Origin of the sequence: Alistipes onderdonkii, from assembly GCF_025145285.1 — a bacterium.
GTDB lineage: Bacteria > Bacteroidota > Bacteroidia > Bacteroidales > Rikenellaceae > Alistipes > Alistipes onderdonkii.
In genome coordinates this window covers 109,150-133,514 of sequence record NZ_CP102251.1, presented here as the reverse complement: position 1 = coordinate 133,514, position 24,365 = coordinate 109,150, and the positions used below count along the sequence as shown (strand labels likewise).

At 51.4% G+C, this 24,365-nt stretch carries 18 protein-coding genes and 1 riboswitch; of the genes, 4 read left to right on the top strand and 14 right to left on the bottom strand.

What is annotated here, in order from left to right; genetic code table 11:
- Window positions 1–636: 636 nt before the first annotated feature.
- From NQ559_RS00585 to NQ559_RS00525, 14 genes are all read right to left on the bottom strand, one after another.
- A complete protein-coding gene (locus NQ559_RS00585) occupies window positions 637–1,203 on the bottom strand; it encodes a DUF2284 domain-containing protein (protein WP_004289236.1) in 567 nt (188 codons plus the stop codon).
- A complete protein-coding gene (locus tag NQ559_RS00580; RefSeq protein ID WP_004289235.1) occupies window positions 1,200–1,958 on the bottom strand; it encodes an ABC transporter ATP-binding protein in 759 nt (252 codons plus the stop codon). The genes NQ559_RS00585 and NQ559_RS00580 overlap by 4 nt, the downstream gene beginning before the upstream one ends.
- Window positions 1,955–2,935 (bottom strand): FecCD family ABC transporter permease, encoded by a 981-nt coding sequence (locus NQ559_RS00575; RefSeq protein WP_004311292.1) that lies wholly within the window; start codon window positions 2,933–2,935, stop codon window positions 1,955–1,957. Before NQ559_RS00575 ends, NQ559_RS00580 begins: the two co-directional genes overlap by 4 nt.
- Window positions 2,936–4,075, bottom strand: a complete 1,140-nt coding sequence (locus NQ559_RS00570) for an ABC transporter substrate-binding protein (protein ID WP_004289233.1) — start codon at window positions 4,073–4,075, stop codon at window positions 2,936–2,938.
- An 11-nt stretch (window positions 4,076–4,086) separates the two neighbouring features.
- Window positions 4,087–6,165: a TonB-dependent receptor plug domain-containing protein gene (locus NQ559_RS00565; protein ID WP_004311295.1), complete on the bottom strand. Its 2,079-nt coding sequence runs from the start codon at window positions 6,163–6,165 to the stop codon at window positions 4,087–4,089.
- Between the two features lie 18 nt (window positions 6,166–6,183).
- A complete protein-coding gene (locus NQ559_RS00560; protein ID WP_004293828.1) occupies window positions 6,184–7,284 on the bottom strand; it encodes a YncE family protein in 1,101 nt (366 codons plus the stop codon).
- 28 nt (window positions 7,285–7,312) lie between these two features.
- A complete protein-coding gene (locus NQ559_RS00555) occupies window positions 7,313–9,403 on the bottom strand; it encodes an SGBP N-terminal domain-containing protein (protein WP_007567602.1) in 2,091 nt (696 codons plus the stop codon).
- A 14-nt stretch (window positions 9,404–9,417) separates the two neighbouring features.
- On the bottom strand, window positions 9,418–11,199 hold the full coding sequence (locus NQ559_RS00550; RefSeq protein WP_004293827.1) for a PKD-like domain-containing protein: 1,782 nt from the start codon (window positions 11,197–11,199) through the stop codon (window positions 9,418–9,420).
- 64 nt (window positions 11,200–11,263) lie between these two features.
- Window positions 11,264–12,181 (bottom strand): DUF4465 domain-containing protein, encoded by a 918-nt coding sequence (locus NQ559_RS00545; protein WP_004289228.1) that lies wholly within the window; start codon window positions 12,179–12,181, stop codon window positions 11,264–11,266.
- A gap of 155 nt (window positions 12,182–12,336) precedes the next feature.
- Window positions 12,337–12,528: riboswitch (cobalamin riboswitch) on the bottom strand.
- A 386-nt stretch (window positions 12,529–12,914) separates the two neighbouring features.
- Entirely contained in the window at window positions 12,915–13,244 is a 330-nt protein-coding gene (locus tag NQ559_RS15995; RefSeq protein WP_004289226.1) for a site-specific integrase, read from the bottom strand.
- 46 nt (window positions 13,245–13,290) lie between these two features.
- Window positions 13,291–14,184 (bottom strand): phage integrase SAM-like domain-containing protein, encoded by an 894-nt coding sequence (locus NQ559_RS00540; protein ID WP_004289225.1) that lies wholly within the window; start codon window positions 14,182–14,184, stop codon window positions 13,291–13,293.
- Window positions 14,185–14,613: 429 nt separating this feature from the next.
- On the bottom strand, window positions 14,614–15,681 hold the full coding sequence (locus NQ559_RS00535; RefSeq protein WP_026318287.1) for a site-specific integrase: 1,068 nt from the start codon (window positions 15,679–15,681) through the stop codon (window positions 14,614–14,616).
- Between the two features lie 322 nt (window positions 15,682–16,003).
- The gene (locus NQ559_RS00530) at window positions 16,004–16,768 is read right to left on the bottom strand and encodes a class I SAM-dependent methyltransferase (RefSeq protein ID WP_018695439.1); all 765 of its coding nucleotides are present in this window, start codon (window positions 16,766–16,768) and stop codon (window positions 16,004–16,006) included.
- A complete protein-coding gene (locus NQ559_RS00525; protein ID WP_026318288.1) occupies window positions 16,768–17,607 on the bottom strand; it encodes a CvfB family protein in 840 nt (279 codons plus the stop codon). Before NQ559_RS00525 ends, NQ559_RS00530 begins: the two co-directional genes overlap by 1 nt.
- A 214-nt stretch (window positions 17,608–17,821) precedes the next feature.
- Here NQ559_RS00525 and NQ559_RS00520 point away from each other — a divergent pair, with 214 nt between their 5' ends.
- The 4 genes from NQ559_RS00520 (at window position 17,822) to NQ559_RS00505 (ending at window position 24,363) form a co-directional block, all read left to right on the top strand.
- Window positions 17,822–19,648 (top strand): CocE/NonD family hydrolase, encoded by a 1,827-nt coding sequence (locus NQ559_RS00520; RefSeq protein ID WP_018695441.1) that lies wholly within the window; start codon window positions 17,822–17,824, stop codon window positions 19,646–19,648.
- Window positions 19,649–20,063: 415 nt separating this feature from the next.
- Window positions 20,064–20,828 carry a nitrilase-related carbon-nitrogen hydrolase gene (locus tag NQ559_RS00515; protein WP_018695442.1) on the top strand — a complete coding sequence of 255 codons (765 nt, stop codon included), beginning with the start codon at window positions 20,064–20,066 and terminating at the stop codon, window positions 20,826–20,828.
- 103 nt (window positions 20,829–20,931) lie between these two features.
- On the top strand, window positions 20,932–23,754 hold the full coding sequence (gene uvrA / locus NQ559_RS00510) for an excinuclease ABC subunit UvrA (protein ID WP_018695443.1): 2,823 nt from the start codon (window positions 20,932–20,934) through the stop codon (window positions 23,752–23,754).
- 66 nt (window positions 23,755–23,820) lie between these two features.
- Entirely contained in the window at window positions 23,821–24,363 is a 543-nt protein-coding gene (locus NQ559_RS00505; protein ID WP_018695444.1) for a DUF4251 domain-containing protein, read from the top strand.
- Window positions 24,364–24,365 lie beyond the last annotated feature (2 nt).

Sequence of the window (24,365 nt, the reverse complement as noted above, 5' to 3'; positions counted from 1 at the left end):
ATAAGACATACACGGTTACATGCCCATTCTTCATTTGCAGATGTGTATAAGTAGCAATCCGTTAATGGAGACAATGAAGGAAAGCCATAAGGCATATACGGTTCACAGCCCATTCTCCTTTTGTAGATGTGTAAAAGTAACAATCCATTAATGGAGACAATGAAGAAAAACAATAAGGTGTATACGGCTACCTGCCATTCTCCATTTGCAGAAGTGTAAAAATAACAATCCATTAATGGAGAATAGGGTATGGAAAGGGCAGATTTCCAGTACATACGTCTCCCTTATTCCTGAATTATGGGCGTAAGTCACATGATTCAGGAGAGACAGCCACCTTTTTATGGGGAGAGCAGCCGGCAAATGCCTGATGGAAATGACCCGAAAATCACAGGAGAATAGCCGTACAATGGGCTGATACACAATTCCTATTGGAGAATGTTGTCCCCATTAGGGGACAGCAAGTTGTGTTTTCGTTTAACGAAAACAGGACGGTTTAACGGAGAATACACCGATAAACCGTTACTTATTTCAAGCTCCAGCGTCGCTTTTTACATATCTAACTATAATTCATTTGAAATCACAAAACAGATTGAACCGAATGTGGTTAGTTTGTCTGTTTATTTCATGTCCGAATCATTAGTATGCTATGTTGCAAAGTTCGTATTCATTATGAAAAAATCCGCTTACGAGAACAAGATATTCAGGTAATTTGCCATCCTTTCCCCAAAGAAGTTCGATGTTAAAAAGTTCAGAAAGCGTTTTGGCTATGTCAAATCCGAAGGCTTCGAGTGACGGACGCACTTTTTCCGGGTGTCGGCATGGTGTGCCGCAGTTACGCGTACACTCGTTATCTGAGCAGTGAAGACATTTACCTATATAGGCAAATGAACGCCCTCCATATTTCCGTTCCATATCCAATAATTCGCTCTCGATTCGTATCCGTTCCGGTAAAATGAGTTTTTGTGTATATTCAATCGGAATATCTTTGTCTTCAGGGATTATCTTCGTTGCCATAAGATGTGCATACTTGTATTGTCGGAGAAACGATTCCGTATCAAAATCAAATGGAGGACACCCCCAACTTTTACCGTAATTGGTACATTGTTTGCAAAGTTCAAGAAAATGTGGTTCGTCACGGAATTCGGCGATATATCCTTCAACAGTGATGTCTGAAGTAAAATTTTCTACAGTGTATATACTCATTGTTTCAAAATCATTGTACCGCATAAGGAGTCGAAACGGATGTTTTCATTTTGGAAAAGTCTGTCAATGTATCCGCTTTTCTGCATTTCAGACGCGGTCAAGCAACTTAAATTCGGGGTATCTAACAATGCTATCGAATCGCACATGGACAACGCGATGTCAAGTTCATGTGTCGAGAACATGATACATTTTTTCTCGTCGTGGACAAGCCTACGAAGCAACGCCACAAGTTCGTAGCGATTAGGCATGTCAAGAAAGGAAGTCGGTTCATCAAGGAGAATGATAGGAGTATCCTGTGCCAATGCACGAGCAATCATCACACGCTGGCATTCGCCATCCGACATTTTATCCATCGTGCGGTTTGCATAAGCCTCCATTCCCACCGAAATGAGCGATTGCATGACTATCTCCTTATCTGTTTCTTGCATCCTACCTATCCAGTTGGTATAAGGAGCACGGCCTATGGCTACGACATCCTTGCACCGCAGGTTGGCGATGCGCGTGCGCTCGGTCGTGACGACAGCCAGCGTTTTTGCCATATCTTCGGTTTTCATGCAGGCGATGTCGTGCCCGTCGAGAATGATTTTTCCGGAATAACACCGGTTCAGACCGGCTATGGCGCGGAGCAACGTCGATTTTCCTGTCCCGTTTCTTCCGATAAGGGCTGTCAGTTGACCTTTTTTTATCGTGGCATTTACCTCGTGGAGCAACGAGTTTTCTTTGTAACCTATGGAAAAATGCTGTAATTCTATCATGCGGTGATGGATTTGTTGCGTAAAACCACCCATACGACGATTGGGATTCCCAATAGAGCTGTAATGGCGTTGATCGGCAAGGTGAATATTTTAGAAATGATGTCGCAAAGAAGCAATATCGATGCTCCCGAAAGAATTGTTCCGGGCAGAAGGACATGATGATCGCTATTTTGGAAAAGCATTCTTGTGACATGAGGCATAGCGAGACCTATGAAACCTATCGGACCGCAAAAAGCGGTTATCGTTCCGGCGAGCAGCGTTGTCGAGAGAAACAACAGGCTGCGTGAACGCCGAATATTCAGTCCCATTGTTACGGCATATTCCTCTCCGAACAGCAGGAGGTTAAGCGGTTTGATGGTCAGTACCGCCAACAGCAGTCCGGCAAACACCGATGGAACAAGAATCAGAAGTTGTCCGGAGGTGACGTCACCCAAAGCCCCCATCGTCCAAATGACAAAGGCTTTCAGCGATTCCTCTTTGCTGAGGTACTGCAATATCTGCACGACAGCACCTACGCCCGATGAGAACATCATGCCCAGAATCAGGATTACCATGATGTCTTTTATTCGCTGTCCGACGGCAGTTATCACGAGCAACACGACAGCCGCACCCACCCACGCTGCTCCGGCAATGCCTATTGATGAACCGATCCCGGCAAGTACCACAAGTGCCACACCGAGACTTGCACCGGAACTGATGCCAAGGACATAGGGACCGGCAAGAGGATTACGGAAGAGGGTCTGCATCTGAAGACCGCTGACCGATAAGGCAGCCCCGGCCAACAGTGCCACTATAGCTTTTATGAGGCGTATGTTGAGTACGATTTTTTCCGTGGCACGGGAACAATTTCCCCCGGTCAGTGCTGCCCATACATCGCGGATCGGAATGTTGACAGCTCCCACGGCCAAGTCCAGTAAAAAAAGACCGACCGTGAGCGTAATCAATATGGAGAATAATATAGTCGAACGGGAACGCATCTATTTCAGTTGCTTGTAATACACACACTCTTCCTGCACCAGTTCAGGATGGAATATCTTCACGAGGTCGCGGAGCACGATGTCAGGATTCACGACGGCAGACTCGTAATAGTCGTTACCCCCGGCTGTGTTGGTACGGGCGTTGTTGTTATACACCTCTCCATTTTTGAAACATCGGGTATCGGTGAATTTCGGACATGATGCCTTCAAGTCGTCAAGGGAGTTCGCCATTCCCACGTTCAGCCACATGTCCGCATCCGACGCGAGCAGATATGCTTCTTCTAAGTCAATGGGGATAGAAGCGTTTCCCGTGTTCTTCTGGTAGATATAGCGGCCTCCCGCATCAGTAATCAAGCGGGCTACATAACTTTGGGTTGAAGGCATGAACCACGAGTCGCCATAGGGAACATTAAGCATAACCGAAGGAGTGCCGAGGGTACTGTCGGCCACTTTCTTTTTCAAGGCGTTGTATCTGACCGGGATTGCGGCAAAGGCTTTTTCACCCTTCTCACGTTTTCCTGTGACTTCTGAAAGCACTACCATCCATTCGGCCTTGCCGAGAGGCGACTCTTCAAGATAATCGCCGACATACATGAACGGTATGTCGAGTTCTTCGAGTTTGCTTTCCATTGCGCTTGCGCCGTTCACCCCATAGAGCAGAACGAGGTCGGGATCGAGCGAGAGCAGCAACTCGTAGTTGATGTTCCCTTCATAGCCGACATCGCCAATACTGTCGCGGCGGGCTTGGATGTCTGGGTTGGAAATGTAGTCGATTCCCGAAACGCCGGTTATACACCGGACTTCACCGATTGCGTCAAGCATGGCGATATGAGTGGAAGACATCGCCACGATGCGTTTGGCGTCTCCTTTGAGTACCTGTCCTGCAAACCCTTCGGGAACCTCTTCACCGTTGCGGACGATAAACAGCCATGTGGTTACACTGTCCGCTCCCTGCCAGGGATTCCTGACGGTTATCAGTACACTTTCCTTCCCGCCCGCCCCTTTGATGTCGAAGCCGGAGGCATATTCGGGAGCATAAAGCAGCAGGTTGAAATCATTGATTTTTGAGCTTTTGTTGTGGCAGCCTGTAAATGCCAGAGAAAGCAACAAAATCAGGCTTAAATTCTTTAATGCGTTCATATTGATGCAGATTATCGTTTACTATTTTTGTTTTTTCCGAACTTGGGTGTTATGCCGATGAATATCTCGAAATTGATGCCCGGCATGGGACGGGACAATACGGAAAGGTATTCTTCATCGAACAGGTTGTTGATGCTGCCCTTTAGCGACAGATCGGCCCATCGGAAAGAGAGCTGTTTTTCCAGTGTCACGTTATTCATGAAGTAAGGGGGCAGATAGCCCGTCAGGGTATAGTCATTACTCGACATGGTATAACGCTGGCTGTAATAACACCATTTGTAAAGCAGGCTCCATGTCCGCCATGACAGACGTCCGGTCACCGTTGCGGAAAACTCCGGCACGTATGGCAACTGTTTGCCGACGGATTGGTCTGCCGGACTCATCGGTTCGCTCTCGTTGATCGAGGGAGTCCACGAGAAAGTTCCGTTCATATCCAGTTTCCAGTCCTTTCCGAGCATTATATCAAGGTGGGCGTTGGTCTCTGCCCCGTAAGCATGTACCTTTTTGAGGTTTCTGGGGGAGAAGAATCCCTTGGTTGTGGGTAGCCAGATGATCCAGTCGTCGATGTGCGAATCGAACCAGTTGATACCACCGCTCAAAGCATATACATTTTCTTTCCCCACCGAGAACGACAACCCCACGTCGTATGTGAAGCCGTGCTCGCTTTTCAGGTCGGGATTACCGCCCGGCAGAAAATAGAGGTCGTTCAGCGTGGGAAAACGGTAGTTCCGGGAGATGGATGCTTTCGCCACGATATTGCCTTTTTTCGACAGTACCCCGTCGATGAAGAAAGCCGGGATAACCGGGGCCCATTCCGTACCGAACATATCCTCGCGAAGGACAAGCGAGGCGGCAAAACGATCGACAGGCCGCCATTTCGCAGAAACGGAACCGGAAAACTCGACACGTCCCTTGTCATACCCGACAACAGCCTTGTTACCTTCCTGCGAGATGATATTTTTGTCCGCGCTTTCCACCAAATGCTGGTGTACGGAAACACCGGCCGTGAACAGCCATTTCTCTGAAGGAGCATAATCCCCGTCCGCACTTCCGTAGAACGTGTTAATCTTACTGCGTGAGCGGGTCATCGAAGCCATTTCGCCGTTTCCCTTGTCCCGCTTGTAATCATAGGCCATCCATGTGTGTATATAGCCGCCTTTTACACCGACCTTCCATTTCTCCCGCACGCGATCCCACGAGAGGACGCCGCGAAACGTCTGCTCCCTTTGGCGGTTCTCGAAGTCCATGTCGTTCCCGTAATCCGTGCTGAGCATCGCCAGTTCCCGGTTGGAATTGATATACCAGGCGTTTAGCCCGAACTTGTCGCCTTCGCCCGTGTTATAATAAATTTCCTGCAAGACGTGCAGATCCTTATAAGCCCCGCTGCGGTTGCGTTCCGTCGGGTAATAGGAACCGATGATGTTCTTGTCCTCGTCATAGATGTTTTCCTTCTTGTCCCGGTTTCGGTATTTGTAGTCGTTGGGGGAAGAGGAATACACCACACGGGTGGAGGACTGCCAGTGTTTGTCACCGTAGGTCAGGCGGAGAAACTCGTCGAACGTGCTGAACGACCCCACTCCCTGCACGTACTGCAACCCGAACCCTTCATGGTTGGCCGGAGAAGTGGAGAGCCTGACCAGACCACCCAAGCCGCCGCCCGTTTCGTTTACCGATGACGTTCCGTGCAGCAGCGAGGCATCATCGATAAAGTAAGAAGGGATGGTGGAAAAATCCGTCATGCCCAGCATCGGGTTGTTAATGCGCATACCATTCCACGTCACTTGGGTATGCGAGGGAGAGGTACCCCGGAAAGCCACGGTGGATAACGTGGCGCGTCCGTAGTTCTTGACAAAAACGGATGAGTTGAATGTCAGCACATCGGCCATAGACAAGGCGATGTTCTCTTTCATGGCGATGGAATCGAAACGGGTTCGTTGCACGCCTATATCCTTCATAGGTCGTTTGCCCACCACCGTAACCTCCGGAATACGTAGTACCCTTTTGGTAATGCTGACGGAATTTTTCTGCTGGGCGGCAAGCAGAAAGGGCAGGCTTACCCCCACGAACAATAGAATAAGATGTCTTTTCATTTTTGTCCTCCTTCCTCGTTATTTCCAGCAGAAAGCTCCCGGAATGATTCCCACGTAAAATTCATCGATCAGCTTGCCTTGCGGCGAATAGCGATACACGATACCTTGTTGCTGGTAATCAATAGCGTCGGCCACATATACCTCCCCGTTGTTGGGATTGACCGTAAGGCCGTAGTATTTGGTGTCCCGAAACTCCAGAAAAGGCCGGACGGGAACACGGTCGGCTTCCACCGGCATTCGCCAAATATCGTTGTTGATCCAGTAAAGTGTATCCCGTGTACCGTTGAGCTGGACTTCCGAAGGCCAGTCGCCCAGCTTAAACTTGAACTGTTTCTCTACGGTGAAAGTCTCGGCGTCTATACGATAGAGAGACGGTGCCTCGTAACCGTATGGGCTGCCCTCGTAACCGCCATCCGTGATGGTCCACATCTTGTTGTATTTGTCCATGACCAGCGAAGTAGGTTGTATGCCGATGGTCAGTTCGTCCACGACCTTGTCCGTCTCCGTGTCGATTTTCAGGATGCGGTTCTGGTACGACCAGCAGTTCACATAGACGTACTTGCCGTATTGTACCATTTGTTCGGTGGAACCCGATTCCATGTCCATGTCTGGACATTCGATATAGCCGGTAATCTCGTATGTCTTGGGGTTGATGATGAAGATACGGTAGTCCCATATCTGCGTCACATAGGCTTTCTCATCCGACAGAAAATGGATATACCGGGGTGAGGTGAAACCTGTGATACGGCCCACTTCCTTGAAAGTATTGATGTCGATGGCGAAAATCACATGCGAGTTGTTCACCACGATCCAGCCTATACCGTCCCGGATAACCATAGACTGGGCCACATCGCCCAACTTGAACCCGTTGGCACGGTAAAACACTTCATTCTCCACTTCGCACGTGGCGGGATCGTAGTAGGAAAGCGTGGCATTGCTGTACTGGAAATTCCCCTCGTTGGTAATGAAAAGACCAGAGGCCGATACAGAGAAATCTTCCATCTCTCCGTAATCCCATTTCATGCAACTGCCGAAAACTGGCAGGCAGAAAAGAAAAAGGCAAATCCGTTGTATTGTTCTGCTCATTGTCATTCGGATAAAAAAGAGTACCCGAATCATTACGGGTACTCTGGTTAAGGTATAAGGTTTAATCCTGCTGCGTATATTGTTTGTCCTTCATATTTTGGAAGGTTGGGTTATACCCACATTTCGTCACGCTCCAACTTTCCCCCGTAATCATTCCGTTTTCTATAAACTTGCCGAAGAAAGTGTAGTCGGTAAATTTCGTCAAACCGTCAAAAACAACCCCATGCAAGGTCTCCAACTTCTCCATGGAAAGTGTTTCCTGAGAAAGAGAAGTCGCACTTTTTATCTGTAGCGTACCATCTATAGTCTGTAATTTATCACAAGTAATGCCTGTTGCTTTATTAACGAACAACCCTTCACCTCCTACGTGAAGCAATTCCGGAATATCCAGCGATTTACTTTGTAAAGATATTGCTAACGAACCCTCTCCCTCTTTATAATATACAGGAGAAGCTGAACAACAAACTTTGGATAGTAAGGGCAAGTTACAACTGGTAAAATTTCCAGATAAATAGAACTGTCCTCCCACTTCTTTCAAGACTGGCATTGTGATTGAAGCAAACATGGGTATTTGGATATATCCATATCCATCTATGATTTCCAAGTCGGGAAATTTGGCATTGCTTCGCATTTGGCCTGTCACATTTAGATTTCCATATACATGTTGAATTGTCGATATGGTATAATCGATATTGTTGGTGGTTGGCTTACAAGTGAAGTCTTTGATATTCTTGAACGTGATTTCAGGGAACTTATTATTCGTGAGACTGGTGATGACAAAATTTACATTTGACAAATCTTCGGCTGTTTCAATTTTGGAGAGCTGCACCTTGTTTATAATTTCAATCTGGGGCGCTGTTTCTCCGAAGGTTTCAAATCGGGCGTTCGGCAACAGCAGTGTTCCGCTCACATCTTCAAGATAATCCAGCGTGATGCTTCCAAGTGTGGTGATCTTGCTCCAGTCGGGAAGTTGTTTGAGTGCCGTGAAATTCTTTATCTTTATCTGTCCCTTTATCGTTGTCAGTTTGTCCATTCCACCGAAAGCCTGAAGCACGTCATTTCGTTGGGGAACAAAACTACCGGTAGGAGGAGCTTCCATATTGGCTTCCATAATAATACTTCCGTTTACTGTTTCGATTTCCGGAAGGTTGATGGTTTCCAACATCACGGGGACGGTATGGAAATCAAGGCCACCGGTCTCTTTCAGCTTAAGGAAGCTCATGGAAGTCAGCTTGGCAAGATTGTTTACGGACAAGACCCCTCCGACACTTGTCAGTTCCGGTATTTCCAAAGACGCAATCGAACCGGCTGCTGTGTTCTCTTCATTGAGTCCTTGAAGATTCAGATCCTGACCTACAGTAGTCAGAACCGGAAACTCAAAACTCTGTAACGACGACGCATTGAACATCACGCTTCCTTCAATAGTTGCCAGTTTCTCGAATAGGACATACGTCACTTGGTCGTTATATACCGATATGTCTCCGGAGAGCGTTTCCAATGCTTTCATGGAAATCATGTGAAGTTCCGTAGCTTTCGAGGCGACATCGGTCGAACCTACCTGTAAACCTCCGGCAGAAACGATATTATCCAACCCTGTCAAGTCTGCACCGTTGTAACTGTTACGAATGACAATGTTGCCAGTAACCTCTTTCAAAGATGCCAATGCAGATATGTCAGTGATTTTTTCTGCCTCTTCCGCATCAGAGCCGATAATCAGGTTCCCTTTGACAACGGTTGTTTTGGTTGCGGCAAAAGAAGCTACCTCCTCGGTGGTCTTCAACTCCACATCTCCGTCAGATTCTATCTCGCTTTTCACGACCTTATAGGTATATTCGCGGGCATCTCCGTTATAGGATGTCACCCGGAAGGTTCGTTCGTTATCCCAGTCCGTTACCGTTTCAGGATCAGGTATGATTGTTGCAGAAGTTGTGTACTTGAATTCCACTTCGGCGTTGTTCAGCGATACCGTATAGGGAACGGTTATTGTTACTGTATTGTCCGTAATGTCGGCCGTGTACGATTTCCCGTCCACGGTCATCACGACCGATGTGATGAAATTTTCATCTGCATCTTCAGGTATAATTTCATCGTTTTTGTCACACGCTCCCAAAAAGAACAAGGATAGGAGCATGGGAAGAAAATAAATTTTCATACTTGTAATTTTTATTATTTGGTTAGATCCTCAAAAGAAAATACCTCCGTAGAAACTTCGCCCAGCCAGCCGCTTTTGGCCAGAACACCGCATTGTATTTTGATAAAGTCAATATATTGCAGATTGGCTTCCGTTCCATCGGCATGGATGGCATTGGAAATTTTGAAACCGTTCCTTTGTCCGCTTCCATCCACCGTACTGCCGCCTTCTATCTGGTCGTTTCCGAAATTATCCACGTACCCCCAGTCATAACTCTGATTATCCCAATAACCGGTTTGAGAATCTTGGGTGTTGCGGGCGGCCAGACAAGTGCCTGTCAGGGTATAACTGTTTTCCGAAATCCAAGCCGGATAATAATAGTCTTGTGTATGATAAGCGGACAGATAGTCTACCCAGCCGTTTCTACCGTCGGAACTGATCCATTGGACATCCATTTTTTTGCCTTCCGGACGGTAATAGGTCACTTCAAAATTCTGTATTGTTTCTTCCTTGCCTGCTTCAGATCCTTTCAGTTCGTACCACTCGTCATCCGGCAATCCGTTTCCGTTTATATCTTGCATGACCCATACGATACCCGGTTCGGAACTGCCGTCAAAGGCGTTCCCCTGAACACAGAAATCATATTGGTTACCCGAATTGGGAATACTGTGGTCGAAGCCGACGATGATATAACCCCCGAAAGAACCTAAAGAGACGTGCAGTTTGTCTTTCAAACGCTGTGTTGCCCATGCGACAGCCGCTTCAGGGGATGTTTCGTTGCCGGTCATACCGCCTATCGTGCTCGTCTCGTTGATAAATTGGCCGGGAGCTGGGGTATATTCATAGACTTTATTCCAGAGCTTGGAACTTCCCGAAGCCCGGAAGCCGTCTTGTTCCTTTTTGTCCACACAAACGACTTTTACGGTGGCAGTGACAGCCGTTTTCCCTTTGTCGATATTCCTGCTTATTTTTTCCGTCGGTGTGTCTTCCGACACAGTACAGGAGACGGTGTATTCTCCGGGTGCGGACGGCGTGAACTTGAACATGCGTTCCACTTCTCCTTCCATGACCTGACCGTCCACACTCCACTCAAAACGGGGATTGTCGAAATACTCCAACAACGGACGCAGGAAAACAGGACGGTCGGCAAAAGTGTACCTGTCCGTGGATGTTTGCAGGTAAGACGGGGTCGGGAATTTGACAACGTAGGGCATCGTTTCCACGACCTCTACGCTTACGTCTTTCGTTGTTGTCCCATCTATATTGGAAGCGTTGATTGTCACCGTATAAACACCGAGTTCTTTTTCATTGAAAGTATAAGTATTCTCGGTGGAAACGATTTTTCCTTCCCGTACCCATTCGATTTTGAACCCTTCGACATCCGAATGCTGAATATCGGGAGTAAATGTGTAATCGGTATTCCGGACGACTTTTAGCCCCTGCGAAGGTAGTGCCAGTGAGATGACCGGAGGGGTGAGTTCTTTCACTTCTACTTTCAGTTCCTCTTCGGCATAGCCTTCCGCATTGTCTACTCTTAGTTTGACATAAAAATCCCCGCATTCATTCCATGTACGTTGAAGAGACGGACCCGAAGAAACCAGCGTACCGTCTATCGTCCAAGCAAAAAGAGCATCTTCAACATTCTGGTATGTCGGGGCGATAGTCAATTCGTGATCGACCTTGACCGTGTAAATACCGGTCTCGCTGTCAAGTTCTATTATAGGTTGTCCTCCTACTTCTTCGGTAATGACTTCATCCTTGTTGCAGGAGGTGAACAGCATACAGGCAGAAATAATAAAATAGTGAAAACGATGCATGATGTGTGGATTTTAGAAAAATAACAGGGATACCCCCGACAGAAGGGATATCCTTGTATTCTTTTTATTGTATGGTGATATCATCAATACAGATATAAGCCGGAGTATTCAAACCGTATGCTCCCGAATCCGAACCCTCGAAGTTGAATTTCACACTTTGCACCCCTTCGGCATTGATTTCCCAATAATCCCATGTCGTGATAGGATCAACCTGTTGTTGGCCGTTACGATAATCGGCTAAAAGACGTTTGTAAGTGCGGATCAGACCGCCATTCGCATCATAACATTCCAGATTCACTTGGAAATACCCTTTCATCTCTTTCAGAGGAGTCGCTACCCCCGTAGAACCGAACTGATTACCATAAGTAATGACACCATAAGTGTATGAGGTGTTGCAGATCCACAGGCCGACCAATTTCCGGGGAACATTGAAATAAAATTCTGGTTTAGCCATCCATGCCTGATTGTAAGCATCCACATATCCGTAAACGACACCGAAATTGGAACCGCTGTGCCCGGCTTCCTTATTCTGTCCTTCCGCTTCCACCGCAGTGTTATAGACAGAACATTGGTTTAGATAAGAATACCACCAGTCTCCGGTATTTCCCGACTGATTGGAGCGGATGTTCCAGTTGGAAAGTGCGATGCCGCCGCTGGAATACTCTGTGCTTCCACCTACAGTATTAAACATTGAAAGGAAGAGATATTCTTCCGGAGTATTGTCGTAAATGGTGGTTACTTGAGGATACCCTTGGTACGAATAAAGATTTTCTCCGGCCGAGGTAGGTCCTGCTAACATGCCGGGATCGAAATCATCGAAAGTGATAGTTAAAGTACCGTCCGAATTTGTCACAGCACGGGTTTGCGAAGTTCCGGAATCAACCGGGTCCATCAAAAAGTCATCGTCCGAGCTACAGCCAGAGAACAAGGCGGTTGCGGTAAATAGACAGGCACCTGCCAGAAAGCGTAATTTTCTTTTCATAGGTCACTCATTTTAATGTAAAACATATTATTAACAAACACAAAAAATTCCCGTTCGTGCGGACTTACACGAACGGGAATATGTCTGTCTTCAAATATTGAATGGCCGATGAGCTATTCCTTATTTGATTACGACCCGTATATCCCGCAGGTGTAAATCTCATTCCGGTCATGGCAGGTCTTCTGACTCGTCCCGGTCATCGTGCCTTCCCGGTATTACACCAGTGGCAAAAGTTCGATGTCCGTTTTTGTGGACTCACAGCAGCGGGTACTGTCCCGGATTTTCACCGGGTTCCCTTTTCATTCGGAAGGCGTAAACCTCCCGAAACCATTTCCCGACTGCAAAATTATCTATATTACATATCAATTCCAAATAATTCATAATATTTATAATAAAACACACAAAGCATGACAACCGTACTGTTTTAATTAGAGCATTCAAGTTTACGACAAACGAAGACGGTAATTATCATACACAATATCCATAAACCAACAAAACAGCTTGCCATTTTCCATAACAATGCGTTCTGGAATAGATAACTGTTAGCTGCAATTATGCAAGCAAAAAAAGCAGACAGAATAATGACTATTAATATCATGCACCAGAAATTAATCCTATAAATTTATGGAAAACAAGTAAGGGAATGGAAGTTCCGTTGCCGCATGGATGCAGGTGAAGGACCTTCTCTTTTAACGTTGGATACGCCAATGCACGCCAACGGAAGACTCTGATATTATCTGTTTGGAAAGGATATAGGATGTGCGTTACTTTGTCGCATATTCAGAATCTTAAAAAGAATTTTAGTATGGAACTGACAATTATTGAAACAAGCGCGTATTAGGAGTTGAGAAAGCTGGTCAGCACGCTGGTCGTACAGATGGGCGACTTCCAGAAAAAGATTGCCCCGCCTGCGCCGGACAAGTGAATGGATGCGCAGGACGTATGTGATGGACTTATGCCCAAACACTTTCTGAAGAGTTTCCAGCAGCATCCCCTTGAGTATGGCCAGAACGGCAAATGCGTGGCGTCCGATGTGCGGGGTGACCTCGCCCCGGAGTTGCATTTCCTGCCTATGATTCCAAGACTGAGCCGCATGGCATTGTATTCACCTACCGGAAAGACACATTCGGGGAGTCTTTCTTTTCATCCGTACCCCTATATTTTTCAATCAGTTCGATAGCAATGGGCAATAATTTTACGACATACGCCACTCCCGTTTTTATACGGTTGCCCATCAGCCATGTACCGCCGTCGGAGTCGGTATGGATATTATCGTATGTTATGGCTTTCAAGTCCACATAGGAAAGACCGGTGAAGCACATGAACAGGAACATGTCGCGCATGGCACGCTGGCGTTTGTATCTCGGTTCTATATGGATTATCCTTTGCAGTTCCTCTTCGGAAAGGAAAGAACGCCTCTTGTATTCGGGCATACACTCGAATGATGCGAACGGATGAACCCGTATCCAGCCTTTTTCCTGCGCGATATACATCAGCCACTTCAAGGTATTGACACGCCCGAAGACAGTGGAGTTTGCCAAAGCGCATGTACCGAGCATCCAGTTGTAGTAATCCTCGATGAATGATTTCTCAAGTTCTTCGATGACAATATCCTCTGCATTCTTCTTGCTTTTCATGAAAAGCAGGAGACTCTTGTAATCGGCAACCAGACCGCAGTAGGTGCTTTCGGCTTTCTCTATGCCGATTTTCTTTTTATACGGTTCCAGCTGTTCCCTGAAAAGGTTCATAAGGGTGTGGCATTCCTCTGAGAAGCCGACATAGCGGTTATAGACTTTCTTGGCTGTAACAAAACTGTCGTGGTCGCAGATGTACTGGTAGTGCCTGGTGATTTGCGCCTTGATATTGTCAAGCTCCTGATTGAGTGTACGGGCCTCCTCGGACTTGCCTTTGGCCCGGTTGGTTTTGACGTCCCACAAAGCGAGGGACACTTCTTTCTTACAACTGAAACCGGCTTGGGTTCCATTGATGGTGATACGGCCCATAATCGGTGTCTTTCCGTTTTTTACAGACTGTTTATTCTCAAAACACTTAGCTATACATGGTCTGCGATAAGCTAAGAGAGATTCCCCTTACACAAAAGCATGGCATCTCCTTGTCGTATCTCGCCTTTATACTTTTATGTATAGTAGTCTACCGGATCGAATGAACAAGACCTATCCCATACATAAACCAATTTAGACTGCTATGTTATTTTTGAGGAAGAAGATGGAATGAGACCAGATACCCTCTTTAAGGCTGACTGTAAGTCGATTAAATGTAGAAAAAGATTGCTTTTGTCACAAGTAAAGTGTATATTTGCATTGAAAGAATCGTTCTTTGACAGAGGCAAAAGAAAACAGAATATTGTAATTCGCTCGTTTCTAAATCGTTACCTGATATTAATTAAACAGAAATAACTGTTTAATTTTCAATTAGATAGAGATTGTATGATGTTTCGCGACATGTATGGTGGGGTTAAACGATAATCCGGCGTGCCGGGCGACATGCCGTAACGACATATTCATCGAATCACGGTCTTTGACCGGGAAAATGATACTGCCGGGAAGGCTCAAGCAACTATATCGGGTTATAAGAGCGTTAGCGATAGGCAGTAACTTCACCCGGAATTGTGTGCCCGTCTTGGCCCGGTGGTCGATAATCCAACTTTCATTGTTGTCATCCGTATAAATATCCGCCGTCGTCAGTTTCTTCACATCGGCATAACTCAAACCCGTGAACGCACAGAATACGAATATATCCCGTACAACCCTTGTTTTACAATTAGGCAAACTGGCATTTATAACGGCTTGCAACTCCTTTTCCGATAAAAAGCGCCGGTCACGATATTGCGGGATGACCCGGAATCCGCGGAACGGGTCAATCGGAATCCAGCCGTTCTTAAAGGCGGTATAAGTCATCAGCCGAAGTTTCTTAACGGCATTGGGAATCGTGCCGGGCAACATACCCCGTACCGTCGAAAGGTATATTACGTACTTTTCGATAAAGTCACGTTTCAACTCTTTGAACGGAATATCCGTTACTCCGTATTCGTATTGAAGAAAACTTGCAAGACGCTTACGTTGTCTTGTATAAGCTTCAAGTGTAGAGGCTGCGCGGTCTTTACCGACACGTTTCTGCCGGAAATCCTGTAAATACTCATCGAAAGTTTGCATCAGCAGGCGATATTCATCCCCGAAACCTTGCCATGCGTTCTTCACTTTTTCCGCAGTGATATACGAATCCCGGTCACAGATATGCTGATACTGTTTGCCGATGTTCGTCTTGATGTTTTCCAGCTTTTCGTTGATACGTTGCGCTGCAATGCTTTTCCCGGCAGCTTTATTGGCTTTCGTATCCCATAATTTCGGGGAAACAGACAATTTGCAACTGAATTGCGAGATTGTCCCATTGATGGTGATACGTCCCATAATTGGGACTTTGCCATTTTTCTCGTTTTGCCTTTTCAGATAGAAAAGGACTTTGAATGTGCTTCTTGCCATAACTCTAAAATTGCTTGTTCGTAATACGTGAATTAGAGTTATTTAGTGCCGGATAATTTAACGCAACATACTGAAAAATAAACGATTAATAAAACAAGTCCGGAAAAAGTCGCGGTAACGATTTGGTAACGCAACTCTTTCCGAACTTTGCCTTTCGATGCGGGATTACCGCATTTGAACCTCTGAATATATAATGCTAAATATCTATTAATGTGATATTTGCATTATATTACCCTTTGCCTGTTTTGAAAACGGCTGTCCCATGCGGGGCTGCTTGCTCTTTTTTATAGTAAACCGATTGTAATCCGAGGGTGCTCAGCGGCTATTTTTCGGCCACGTAAAACAGGTCGAAACAGTCGTCCGACACCGGGCAGATGCGGTAATCCTCCATACGGATCGAGGAGGTGAGGTCGGTATTTGCTTTCAGCAGCTTCCGGCGGTTGATCCGGTTCAGGATGTCGTAGGGTAGCTGGAGCAGGCGGCGGGGCAGGCGGTGCTGGAGATCCAGGATGTCGAAGCGCGTGATGCGTGCCACGCTGCGGCGGTTCTGCTCGTAGTACTCCATGACTTTCCCGTTGCCTGCGACCCCGAGGGTTTCGACCGACCGGAATTCATGCCCCAGCAGGATTTGCAGCTGTTCTGCCGTATATTCCCGTACGTGCCACGGGTTGCGGGTGAGCGACATCGGTGCATTGGGGGTCGTCACGATGAACTTGCCTCCCGGTTTCAGTACCCGTTTCACTTCGCGCACCAACTCGATGTCCTGCTTCACATGCTCGATCACCTGGAACGAGATCACGAAATCGAAACTGTTGGCTGCGAATGCCAGCGGCGGCACTACGGCCTGGTGGAATTCGACATGCGGATGCCGTGCCAGCTCCGCTGCCGGGGCGAATTTGTCTACCGTGATGAAACTCCGTGCATGGGGAGCCACCACCTCGATGCCGTAACCCGCTCCCGTGCCGATCTCCAATACGTCGCCGCCGATGCGCTGCGCCGCGGCATGGTAGGCCAGCAGCGACCGCTGGAAGACGAAATTGTCGGACATTTCGCGCGAAACCCGTTCCGCCGTGTTTATCTTACCCATTATTGCCGTTTGACTTTTATCCCGTCTTCGCCCACTTCGACCGCGCCGCGTTTCATCAGCACGCCCAGCGAGCGTTTGAAGACCTTTTTGCTCATTTCCGTAAGGCGGTTCACCTCCTCCGGGGAACTGTCGTCGTTGAGCGGCAGGTGCCCGCCGTTGTCGATCACCAGTTGCAGCAAAACCTCTGCCGAATCCTTGACCTGCGCATATCCTTCCTGTTGGAGGCTCACGTCGATACGGTTGTCCTCGGTGATTTTGCGGACGTATCCCTTCATGCGGTCGCCGATGGCTACGGGGCGGAATACCTGGTTGCGGTATAGCATGCCCCAATGGCGGTTGTTGACGATCACGCGGTAACCGATCGGGCTTTCCGAGGCGACCAGCAGGTCTACCTCCTGGCGCGGTTCCACCGTGATCAGGTCGTTGTTGATGAAGCCCTTGAGCTTGGTGGTCGCCACGCAGCGCCCCGTGATGCTGTCTTCATAGAGGTATACGATGTAGCTCCGTCCCGCGAGGATGCCGCCCTGCTGGTTGCGGTTGGGCAGGAAGAGGTCTTTGCCATGCAGTCCCCAGTCGAGGAATGCCCCGTGCACGGTCTTGTCCACCACGCGCAGGTAACCCGCCTCCCCGACCCGGAGCAGCGGCGTTTCGGTAGTCGCCACGAGGCGGTCTTCCGAATCGTGGTAGACGAAAACCTCCTTTACGTCGCCGGGTTTGTCGGCGAGGGAGATATAACGGTTGGGCAGCAGAACCTCGTTCTGCTCCTCGTCGGTGAGGTATAATCCGTATTCCGAAACACGGCTTACGGTGAGTTTCTGGGTGCGTCCTGCTCTGAGCATATCGTTTTTGCGGAATTGACCGCCTGCAAAAGTACGTTTATTTTTGCGGGATTGCAACTTTCCCGGCCAAGTTCCGCGGTGCGGGAGCGGCCGCATCCCTTTCCGGGAGTCAGAGGGATCGGGCAGCACCGATCCGTAGTCCCCGTTCGTGCCGGCTTTTGGGCGTTTGCGGAAAAAAGCGTAACTTTCGAAAACGAACCTTAACCTTCCTGCCATGAAAATCCGTGGATTTTTCGCGCTCCTGTTGACCGGCCTGCTCGCCGCAGTTGCGGCCTGTGCCGGGCAGCCCGTCGCCGAACTGTACGACAAGGCCGAGTACCGCATCGCCATGCGCGACAGCGTAGCCCTCTACACGGCGGTCTATACGCCCAAGGCGCCCGGCAAAGCCCCCGTCATCATTTTTCGCACGCCTTACGGCTGCGGGCCCTATGGCGCCGGACGTTTCCCGCAGGGGTTCGGGAAGGGCTATCTGCGCAGCTACGTCGACCGCGGCTATATCATCGTCATGCAGGATGTCCGGGGGCGTTATATGAGCGAAGGCGACTTCGAGCATGTCCGGCCTGCCGGCAGCGGTGAGACCGACGAGACGACCGACAGCTACGACACGGTCGACTGGCTGGTCAGGCACATCCCGCACAACAACGGCCGGGTGGGTTTCGCCGGGTGTTCCTATCCGGGGTTCTACGCCATGATGGGCGGCCTTTGCGGCCATCCCGCCGTGAAGGCCGTCTCTCCGCAGGCTCCCGTCACCGATTGGTTCATGGGTGACGACGTGCATCACAACGGGGTGCTGATGCTCACTGACTCCTACCGCTTCCTGAGTGGCATGAATACCCCTCCCGGACGTGTTCCGGCCGCGAAAATGCCCTCCATGTCCCGGCAGACCCAGCCCGACGAGCGGACGTTCTTCCTGGAGCATACGACGCTTGCGGAGCTTACCGCTCTGCTGAAACCCAACCCCTTCTGGGAGGAGATGGCCGCGCATCCCGATTACGACGCGTGGTGGCAGGAACGCGACCTGCGCCGTGCCTGTTACAATGTCCGGCCCGCGGTGCTCGTCGTCGGCGGGACGTTCGATGCCGAGGACTGCTTCGGGGCGTGGAACCTCTACCGGGCCCTGATCCGGCAGAGCCCTTCGACACCGTGTCACCTGGTCGTGGGCCCGTGGGCGCACGGGGCGTGGCGTAACGGCGGCCGGACGCTCGGGGCGTTCGATTTCGGCGACGATGCCTCGTGGGAATATTATATGGAGCATTTCGAGGTGCCGTTCTTCGACCACTACCTCCGCGAAGGCAATACGGACGAAGCGGCTCCGCTGCCGGCCGCTGCGGTCTTTTCCTCGGGGGACAACCGCTGGCATACTTTCGGCCGCTCTCTGCCGCGCGGAGCCTGGAAACTGACGTTGTACCTCGCCGACGGCGGTATCCTCGATACCCGGCGCCCGACGGCCAAAATATCCGCAAGTACCTATGTCTCCGATCCTTCCGATCCCGTGCCTTACTACGAGGCTTCCGGCCTGCGCCGTCCCAAAGAGTATATGGTCGCCGACCAGCGTTTCCTGTCCGGGCGGCCCGACGTACTGACGTTCGTTTCGGAGCCCCTCGAAGAGGATATGACCTTCGTCGGCCCGGTCGATGCCGACCTGGAGGTGATGCTTTCGACGACCGATGCCGATTTCGTGGTCAAGCTGATCGACCTTTTCCCCGAGGACGATCCGCTGCCGGGCTACCGGATGCTCGTGCGGGGCGACGTCATGCGCGGCCGCTACCGCCGCAGTTTCTCGCGCCCCGAGGCGTTTACGCCCGGTGTCCCGGCGCGGGTGCCTTTCCGGATGACGGACATCGCCCATACGTTCCGTGCCGGACACCGCATCATGGTGCAGGTACAAAGCACCTGGTTCCCGCTTGCCGAACGCAATCCCCAGCAGTTCGTCGACGTCTGGAACTGCCGGGCTTCGGATTTCGTGCCCTGCCGGATTTCGCTGCTGCACCAGCGCGACAATGCCTCCTCGGTCACGGTGTGGCGGTTGGGGGCGCATTGAGGCGCGCAGGTTGGCGTCGGCCGCCCGTGCCTGTCTCCGTCCGGTCGTTTTGCCTGTCCGCTATTGTCCTGTTGACAACCCGCGTCCGGTCGTCAGTGTAAGTCCGTTTGCCCGGTTGCGTCCGGTCGTTTGGATAGGTTGTCTGGGCAGATTGTTTGGATAGGTTGTCTGGACAGGTCGTCCTCAAGGCCGTCCGCTTCGGCCGGTTGCCCCCGGCTGCCTGCGCCCTGTTTCCCGCATTGCTTTTCATCGCCGAACCGGATGCACTGCCGCAAGGGTGCCGCCCTGTGTGTCCGTTTTGTATGCCCGGTTCCCTTTGTTGCCGCCCTGCCTTACAAACCTCCATGTTTTTTATTCCCGCAGGTGCGATCTGTAAGAAAATTTTATATATTTGTTTACAAAACGGAGTTTTTCTATGAAAATACGTGTTGCTGTCTGCCAGGTCGACATGGAGTGGGAACATACCGCCCGGAACCTGGAACGTCTGGAGCCTATCGTCGCGGCGGCCGATGCCGATATTGCCGTGCTGCCCGAAATGTTCGCCACGGGGTTCAAACTGCGCCCCGCCCGTGTCGCCGAGCCTGCCGACGGGCTTGTCGCTACGACCATGCGGCGCTGGGCGGCACAATACGGCAAAGCCGTCGTGGGCAGCGTCGTCATCGCCGAAAACGGGGAGTTCCGCAACCGGATGTTTTTCGTGAAGCCTTCGGGCGGGGTTGCCTGGTACGACAAGCGGCACCTGTTTCGTCCCGGCGGCGAAGCGCGCGACTATACTCCGGGAAACCGCCGCGTGGTGGTGGAATATATGGGGTTCCGGTTCCTGCTGCTGATCTGCTACGATCTGCGCTTCCCGGTGTGGAGCCGCAACCGGGGCGATTACGATGCCATCCTGTGCAGCGCCTCGTGGGCGGACGACCGCCGCGAGGTGTGGCGTACGCTGCTGCGGGCGCGGGCCATCGAAAACCAGTGCTACCTGGCAGGCGTAAACCGCGTGGGCACGGATCCCGATGCCTCCTATGCGGGCGATTCGGCGCTCGTCGACTTCCGTGGCGCCACGCTGGCCGATGCCGGTGAGCGGGAGCAGACCCTCGTCGCCGAATTCGACTCCGAGGCGCAGGCGGCTTTCAGGGAGGAGTTCCCGGCGTGGATGGATGCCGACGGCTTCGAACTGGAATTCTGATTTCCGAAAAATTTGGTATTGCCCCCGGTATGCGCTATCTTTGTACGATATTCGCGCCGGAGAGCCCGCACACTAAACGGAGCTTCCGGTACGTTTGACTACGATGATGAAAGAAGACACGATCAAAATACTGGGAGCCCGGGTTCACAACCTGAAAAACGTCGATCTGGAGATCCCGCGCCGTAAACTGGTAGTCATAACCGGCCTTTCCGGTTCGGGTAAGTCGTCCCTGGCGTTCGACACGATCTATGCCGAGGGACAGCGCCGCTACATGGAGACGCTTTCTACCTATGCCCGCCAGTTCGTGGGGACGATGGAGCGTCCCGATGTCGACAAGATTACGGGCCTGAGCCCCGTGGTCGCCATCGAGCAGAAGACCACCAACAAAAATCCCCGTTCCACGGTGGGTACCGTGACCGAGATCAACGATTTCCTGCGTCTGCTGTACGCGCGCGCGTCGCGCGCCTATTCACCCGTCACGGGCGAGGAGATGGTGCATTATACCGACGAGCAGATCGCCGGGCTCATCATGACGGGCTTCACGGGGCGCAAGATCGCCCTGATGGCTCCCATCGTCAAAGGCCGCAAGGGGCATTACCGCGAACTGTTCGAGTCGCTGGCCAAAAAGGGGTATATCTATGCCCGTATCGACGGCGAGATCCGCGAGATTTCGGCCGGCATGCGCCTCGACCGTTACAAGATACACACCATCGACCTGGTGGTCGACCGCCTGGTCGTCGGCGAGGAGGCCCGCGACCGGGTGATGACCTCGCTCAGGGAGTCTCTGCGCCAGGGCAAGGGTACGATGGCCGTCTACGACTACGGTACCGAACAGCAGCGCTTCTACTCCCGCCACCTGATGTGCCCCTCGACGGGCATCGCGTTCGAAGACCCCGCGCCGCATACCTTTTCGTTCAACTCGCCCCAGGGCGCCTGCCCGCATTGCAACGGGCTGGGCGAGGAAGCCGTCTTCGACGTCGGGAAGATCATTCCCGACATGGGGCTTTCGCTGCGCGAGGGCGCCGTCGAACCGCTGGGCAAATACCGCAACAACATGCTTTTCGCCATTCTCGAAATGCTGGGGCGGCGTTACGATTTCACGCTCGACGACCCCGTCGGGTCGCTGCCCGAGCCGGGGCTGAATGCGGTGTTGTACGGCGATTCCGAGCCGTTGACCATCAACCTTTCGGAGTTCAGTTCTTCGGGCGGCAACCACCTCGTCTCGTGGGAGGGCGTCGCCGAATATATAGGCCGTACCGAAGACGAGGACTCCAAACGCGGCCAGAAATGGCGCGAGCAGTTCCTCGTCTACCGCAAATGTTCGGTCTGCGGCGGTTCGCGCCTCAAGAAGGAGGCGCTCCAGTTCCGCATCGGCGGCAAGAGCATCGCCGACGTGTCGGCCATGTCGATCTCCGAATTTTCGGAATGGGTGGCGCACATCGAGGATTATATGGACGACAAGGAGTGGAAGATCGCACAGGAGGTCGTCAAGGAGATCCGCGAGCGCCTGCGCTTCCTGATGGACGTGGGGTTGGGCTACCTGTCGCTGTCGCGTTCGTCGCGTTCGCTCTCGGGCGGCGAGAGCCAGCGTATTCGCCTCGCCACGCAGATCGGCTCGAAGCTGGTCAACGTGCTTTATATCCTCGACGAGCCCTCGATCGGCCTGCACCAGCGCGACAACCGGCGCCTGATCCGCAGCCTGGAGGAGTTGCGCGATGCCGGCAACTCGGTGATCGTCGTCGAACACGACGAGGACATGATGCGTGCCGCCGACTTCATCGTCGACGTCGGCCCCCGTGCGGGGCGCAAGGGCGGGCATATCATGGCCGCGGGTACGATCGACGACATCCTGCGTTCCGATTCCATCACGGCCGACTACCTCACCGGACGCCGCCGTATCGGGATTCCCGAAACGCTCCGCAAAGGCACGGGGCAGTGCATCGTGATCCGCGGGGCGCGGGGCAACAACCTCAAGAACGTCACGGCCGAATTCCCGCTCGGCAAGTTCATCTGCGTGACGGGCGTCAGCGGTTCCGGCAAGTCGACGCTCGTCAACGAGACGCTGCGCCCGATCCTTTCGAAGGAGCTCTACCGCTCCTTCGGGCAGCCGCTCGAATACGACAGCGTCGAAGGCATCGGACATATCGACAAACTGGTCGTCGTCGACCAGTCGCCCATCGGCCGTACGCCGCGCAGCAACCCGGCGACCTATTCGAACGTTTTTTCCGACATCCGCAAACTGTTCGAAATGACGCCCGATGCCCAGATCCGCGGCTTCAAGGCGGGGCGCTTCTCGTTCAACGTCAAGGGCGGCCGCTGCGAGGAGTGCCGCGGCGCGGGCGTCCAGACCATCGAGATGAATTTCCTGCCCGACGTCTACGTGCGTTGCAAGGCGTGCGGGGGACACCGTTACAACCGCGAGACGCTCGAAGTGAAATACAAAGGCAAGAATATCGACGACGTGCTGAACATGACGGTCAACATGGCCGTGGAGTTCTTCGAGAATATCCCTGCCATCCACCAGAAACTCCGTGCCATCCAGGAGGTCGGCCTCGGCTACCTTACGCTCGGACAGCCCTGTACGACGCTCTCGGGCGGCGAGAGCCAGCGTATCAAGCTCTCCTCCGAACTGTCCAAGCGCGATACGGGGCGTACGCTCTACATCCTCGACGAACCTACGACGGGGCTTCATTTCGAGGACATCCGCCTGCTGCTCGACGTGCTGAACAAACTCGTCGACCGCGGCAATACGGTCATCGTCATCGAACACAACCTCGACGTAATCAAGGTCGCCGACTACATCATCGACATCGGCCCCGAAGGCGGGGCGGCCGGCGGCGAGATCGTCGCGGCGGGCACTCCGCACGAAATAGCCTGCGCCCCACGCAGCTATACGGGCGAATTTCTGAAAAAACTGGGTCTTTAGTCACGACTTTAGGCAGTTAGGCACCGTATTTGCATTTTTCATGGCCGTATAAACCTTTTATGTGCTATGAAAAAAACAGTCATTATCGTCGTGAGCGTGCTGCTGTGCGCAGTCTGCGCCACCGTGATCGGACAGAAAAAGATTCTGTCGCCCAAGGAAGAACGCCGCGAGGTGCGTGAGAAGAGACGTGCGGAACGTATCGCAGATTTCGAGAAAACGATGGATTCGGTCATCCTTTCGCGTAACTTCCAGTTCAACCCCCAGACCATGCAGCGGCAGCCGGCCGGCCCCATGCGCCAGATCATCAACCCGGCCTTCAACGTGGGCGTCTGGGACGGCACGATCGACATCTGCCTGCCTTACGTCAAGGGCTATGTGCCGCCTTATTACACGACCATCATCAACTACACGGTTCCCAGCGTGCAGGGCTATACCACCGAGCAGACCCACGAGGGCTGGATGGTAACCTTCTCCACCTCGCTTTTCTCGGCGTCGACCTATACCTTCACCTTCGAGATCTTCTCCCGTACGGGCGGTGCCAACCTGACCATCACCAACCCGTGGTATAACCCCGTGGAGTACTCGGGTACCATTTCACAGCTCTATTGACC

Bases quoted from the DNA above. Each gene is read 5' to 3' on its own strand.
- NQ559_RS00580 (WP_004289235.1), bottom strand. From the start codon at position 1,958: ATGATAGAATTACAGCATTTTTCCATAGGTTACAAAGAAAACTCGTTG.
- NQ559_RS00515 (WP_018695442.1), top strand. From the start codon at position 20,064: ATGAAAATACGTGTTGCTGTCTGCCAGGTCGACATGGAGTGGGAACAT.
- uvrA (WP_018695443.1), top strand. From the start codon at position 20,932: ATGATGAAAGAAGACACGATCAAAATACTGGGAGCCCGGGTTCACAAC.
- NQ559_RS00520 (WP_018695441.1), top strand. From the start codon at position 17,822: ATGAAAATCCGTGGATTTTTCGCGCTCCTGTTGACCGGCCTGCTCGCC.
- NQ559_RS00550 (WP_004293827.1), bottom strand. From the start codon at position 11,199: ATGCATCGTTTTCACTATTTTATTATTTCTGCCTGTATGCTGTTCACC.
- NQ559_RS00535 (WP_026318287.1), bottom strand. From the start codon at position 15,681: ATGGCAAGAAGCACATTCAAAGTCCTTTTCTATCTGAAAAGGCAAAAC.
- NQ559_RS15995 (WP_004289226.1), bottom strand. From the start codon at position 13,244: ATGCAACTCCGGGGCGAGGTCACCCCGCACATCGGACGCCACGCATTT.
- NQ559_RS00530 (WP_018695439.1), bottom strand. From the start codon at position 16,768: ATGGGTAAGATAAACACGGCGGAACGGGTTTCGCGCGAAATGTCCGAC.
- NQ559_RS00545 (WP_004289228.1), bottom strand. From the start codon at position 12,181: ATGAAAAGAAAATTACGCTTTCTGGCAGGTGCCTGTCTATTTACCGCA.
- NQ559_RS00540 (WP_004289225.1), bottom strand. From the start codon at position 14,184: ATGGGCCGTATCACCATCAATGGAACCCAAGCCGGTTTCAGTTGTAAG.
- NQ559_RS00525 (WP_026318288.1), bottom strand. From the start codon at position 17,607: ATGCTCAGAGCAGGACGCACCCAGAAACTCACCGTAAGCCGTGTTTCG.
- NQ559_RS00555 (WP_007567602.1), bottom strand. From the start codon at position 9,403: ATGAAAATTTATTTTCTTCCCATGCTCCTATCCTTGTTCTTTTTGGGA.
- NQ559_RS00565 (WP_004311295.1), bottom strand. From the start codon at position 6,165: ATGAAAAGACATCTTATTCTATTGTTCGTGGGGGTAAGCCTGCCCTTT.
- NQ559_RS00505 (WP_018695444.1), top strand. From the start codon at position 23,821: ATGAAAAAAACAGTCATTATCGTCGTGAGCGTGCTGCTGTGCGCAGTC.
- NQ559_RS00575 (WP_004311292.1), bottom strand. From the start codon at position 2,935: ATGCGTTCCCGTTCGACTATATTATTCTCCATATTGATTACGCTCACG.
- NQ559_RS00585 (WP_004289236.1), bottom strand. From the start codon at position 1,203: ATGAGTATATACACTGTAGAAAATTTTACTTCAGACATCACTGTTGAA.
- NQ559_RS00560 (WP_004293828.1), bottom strand. From the start codon at position 7,284: ATGATTCGGGTACTCTTTTTTATCCGAATGACAATGAGCAGAACAATA.
- NQ559_RS00570 (WP_004289233.1), bottom strand. From the start codon at position 4,075: ATGAACGCATTAAAGAATTTAAGCCTGATTTTGTTGCTTTCTCTGGCA.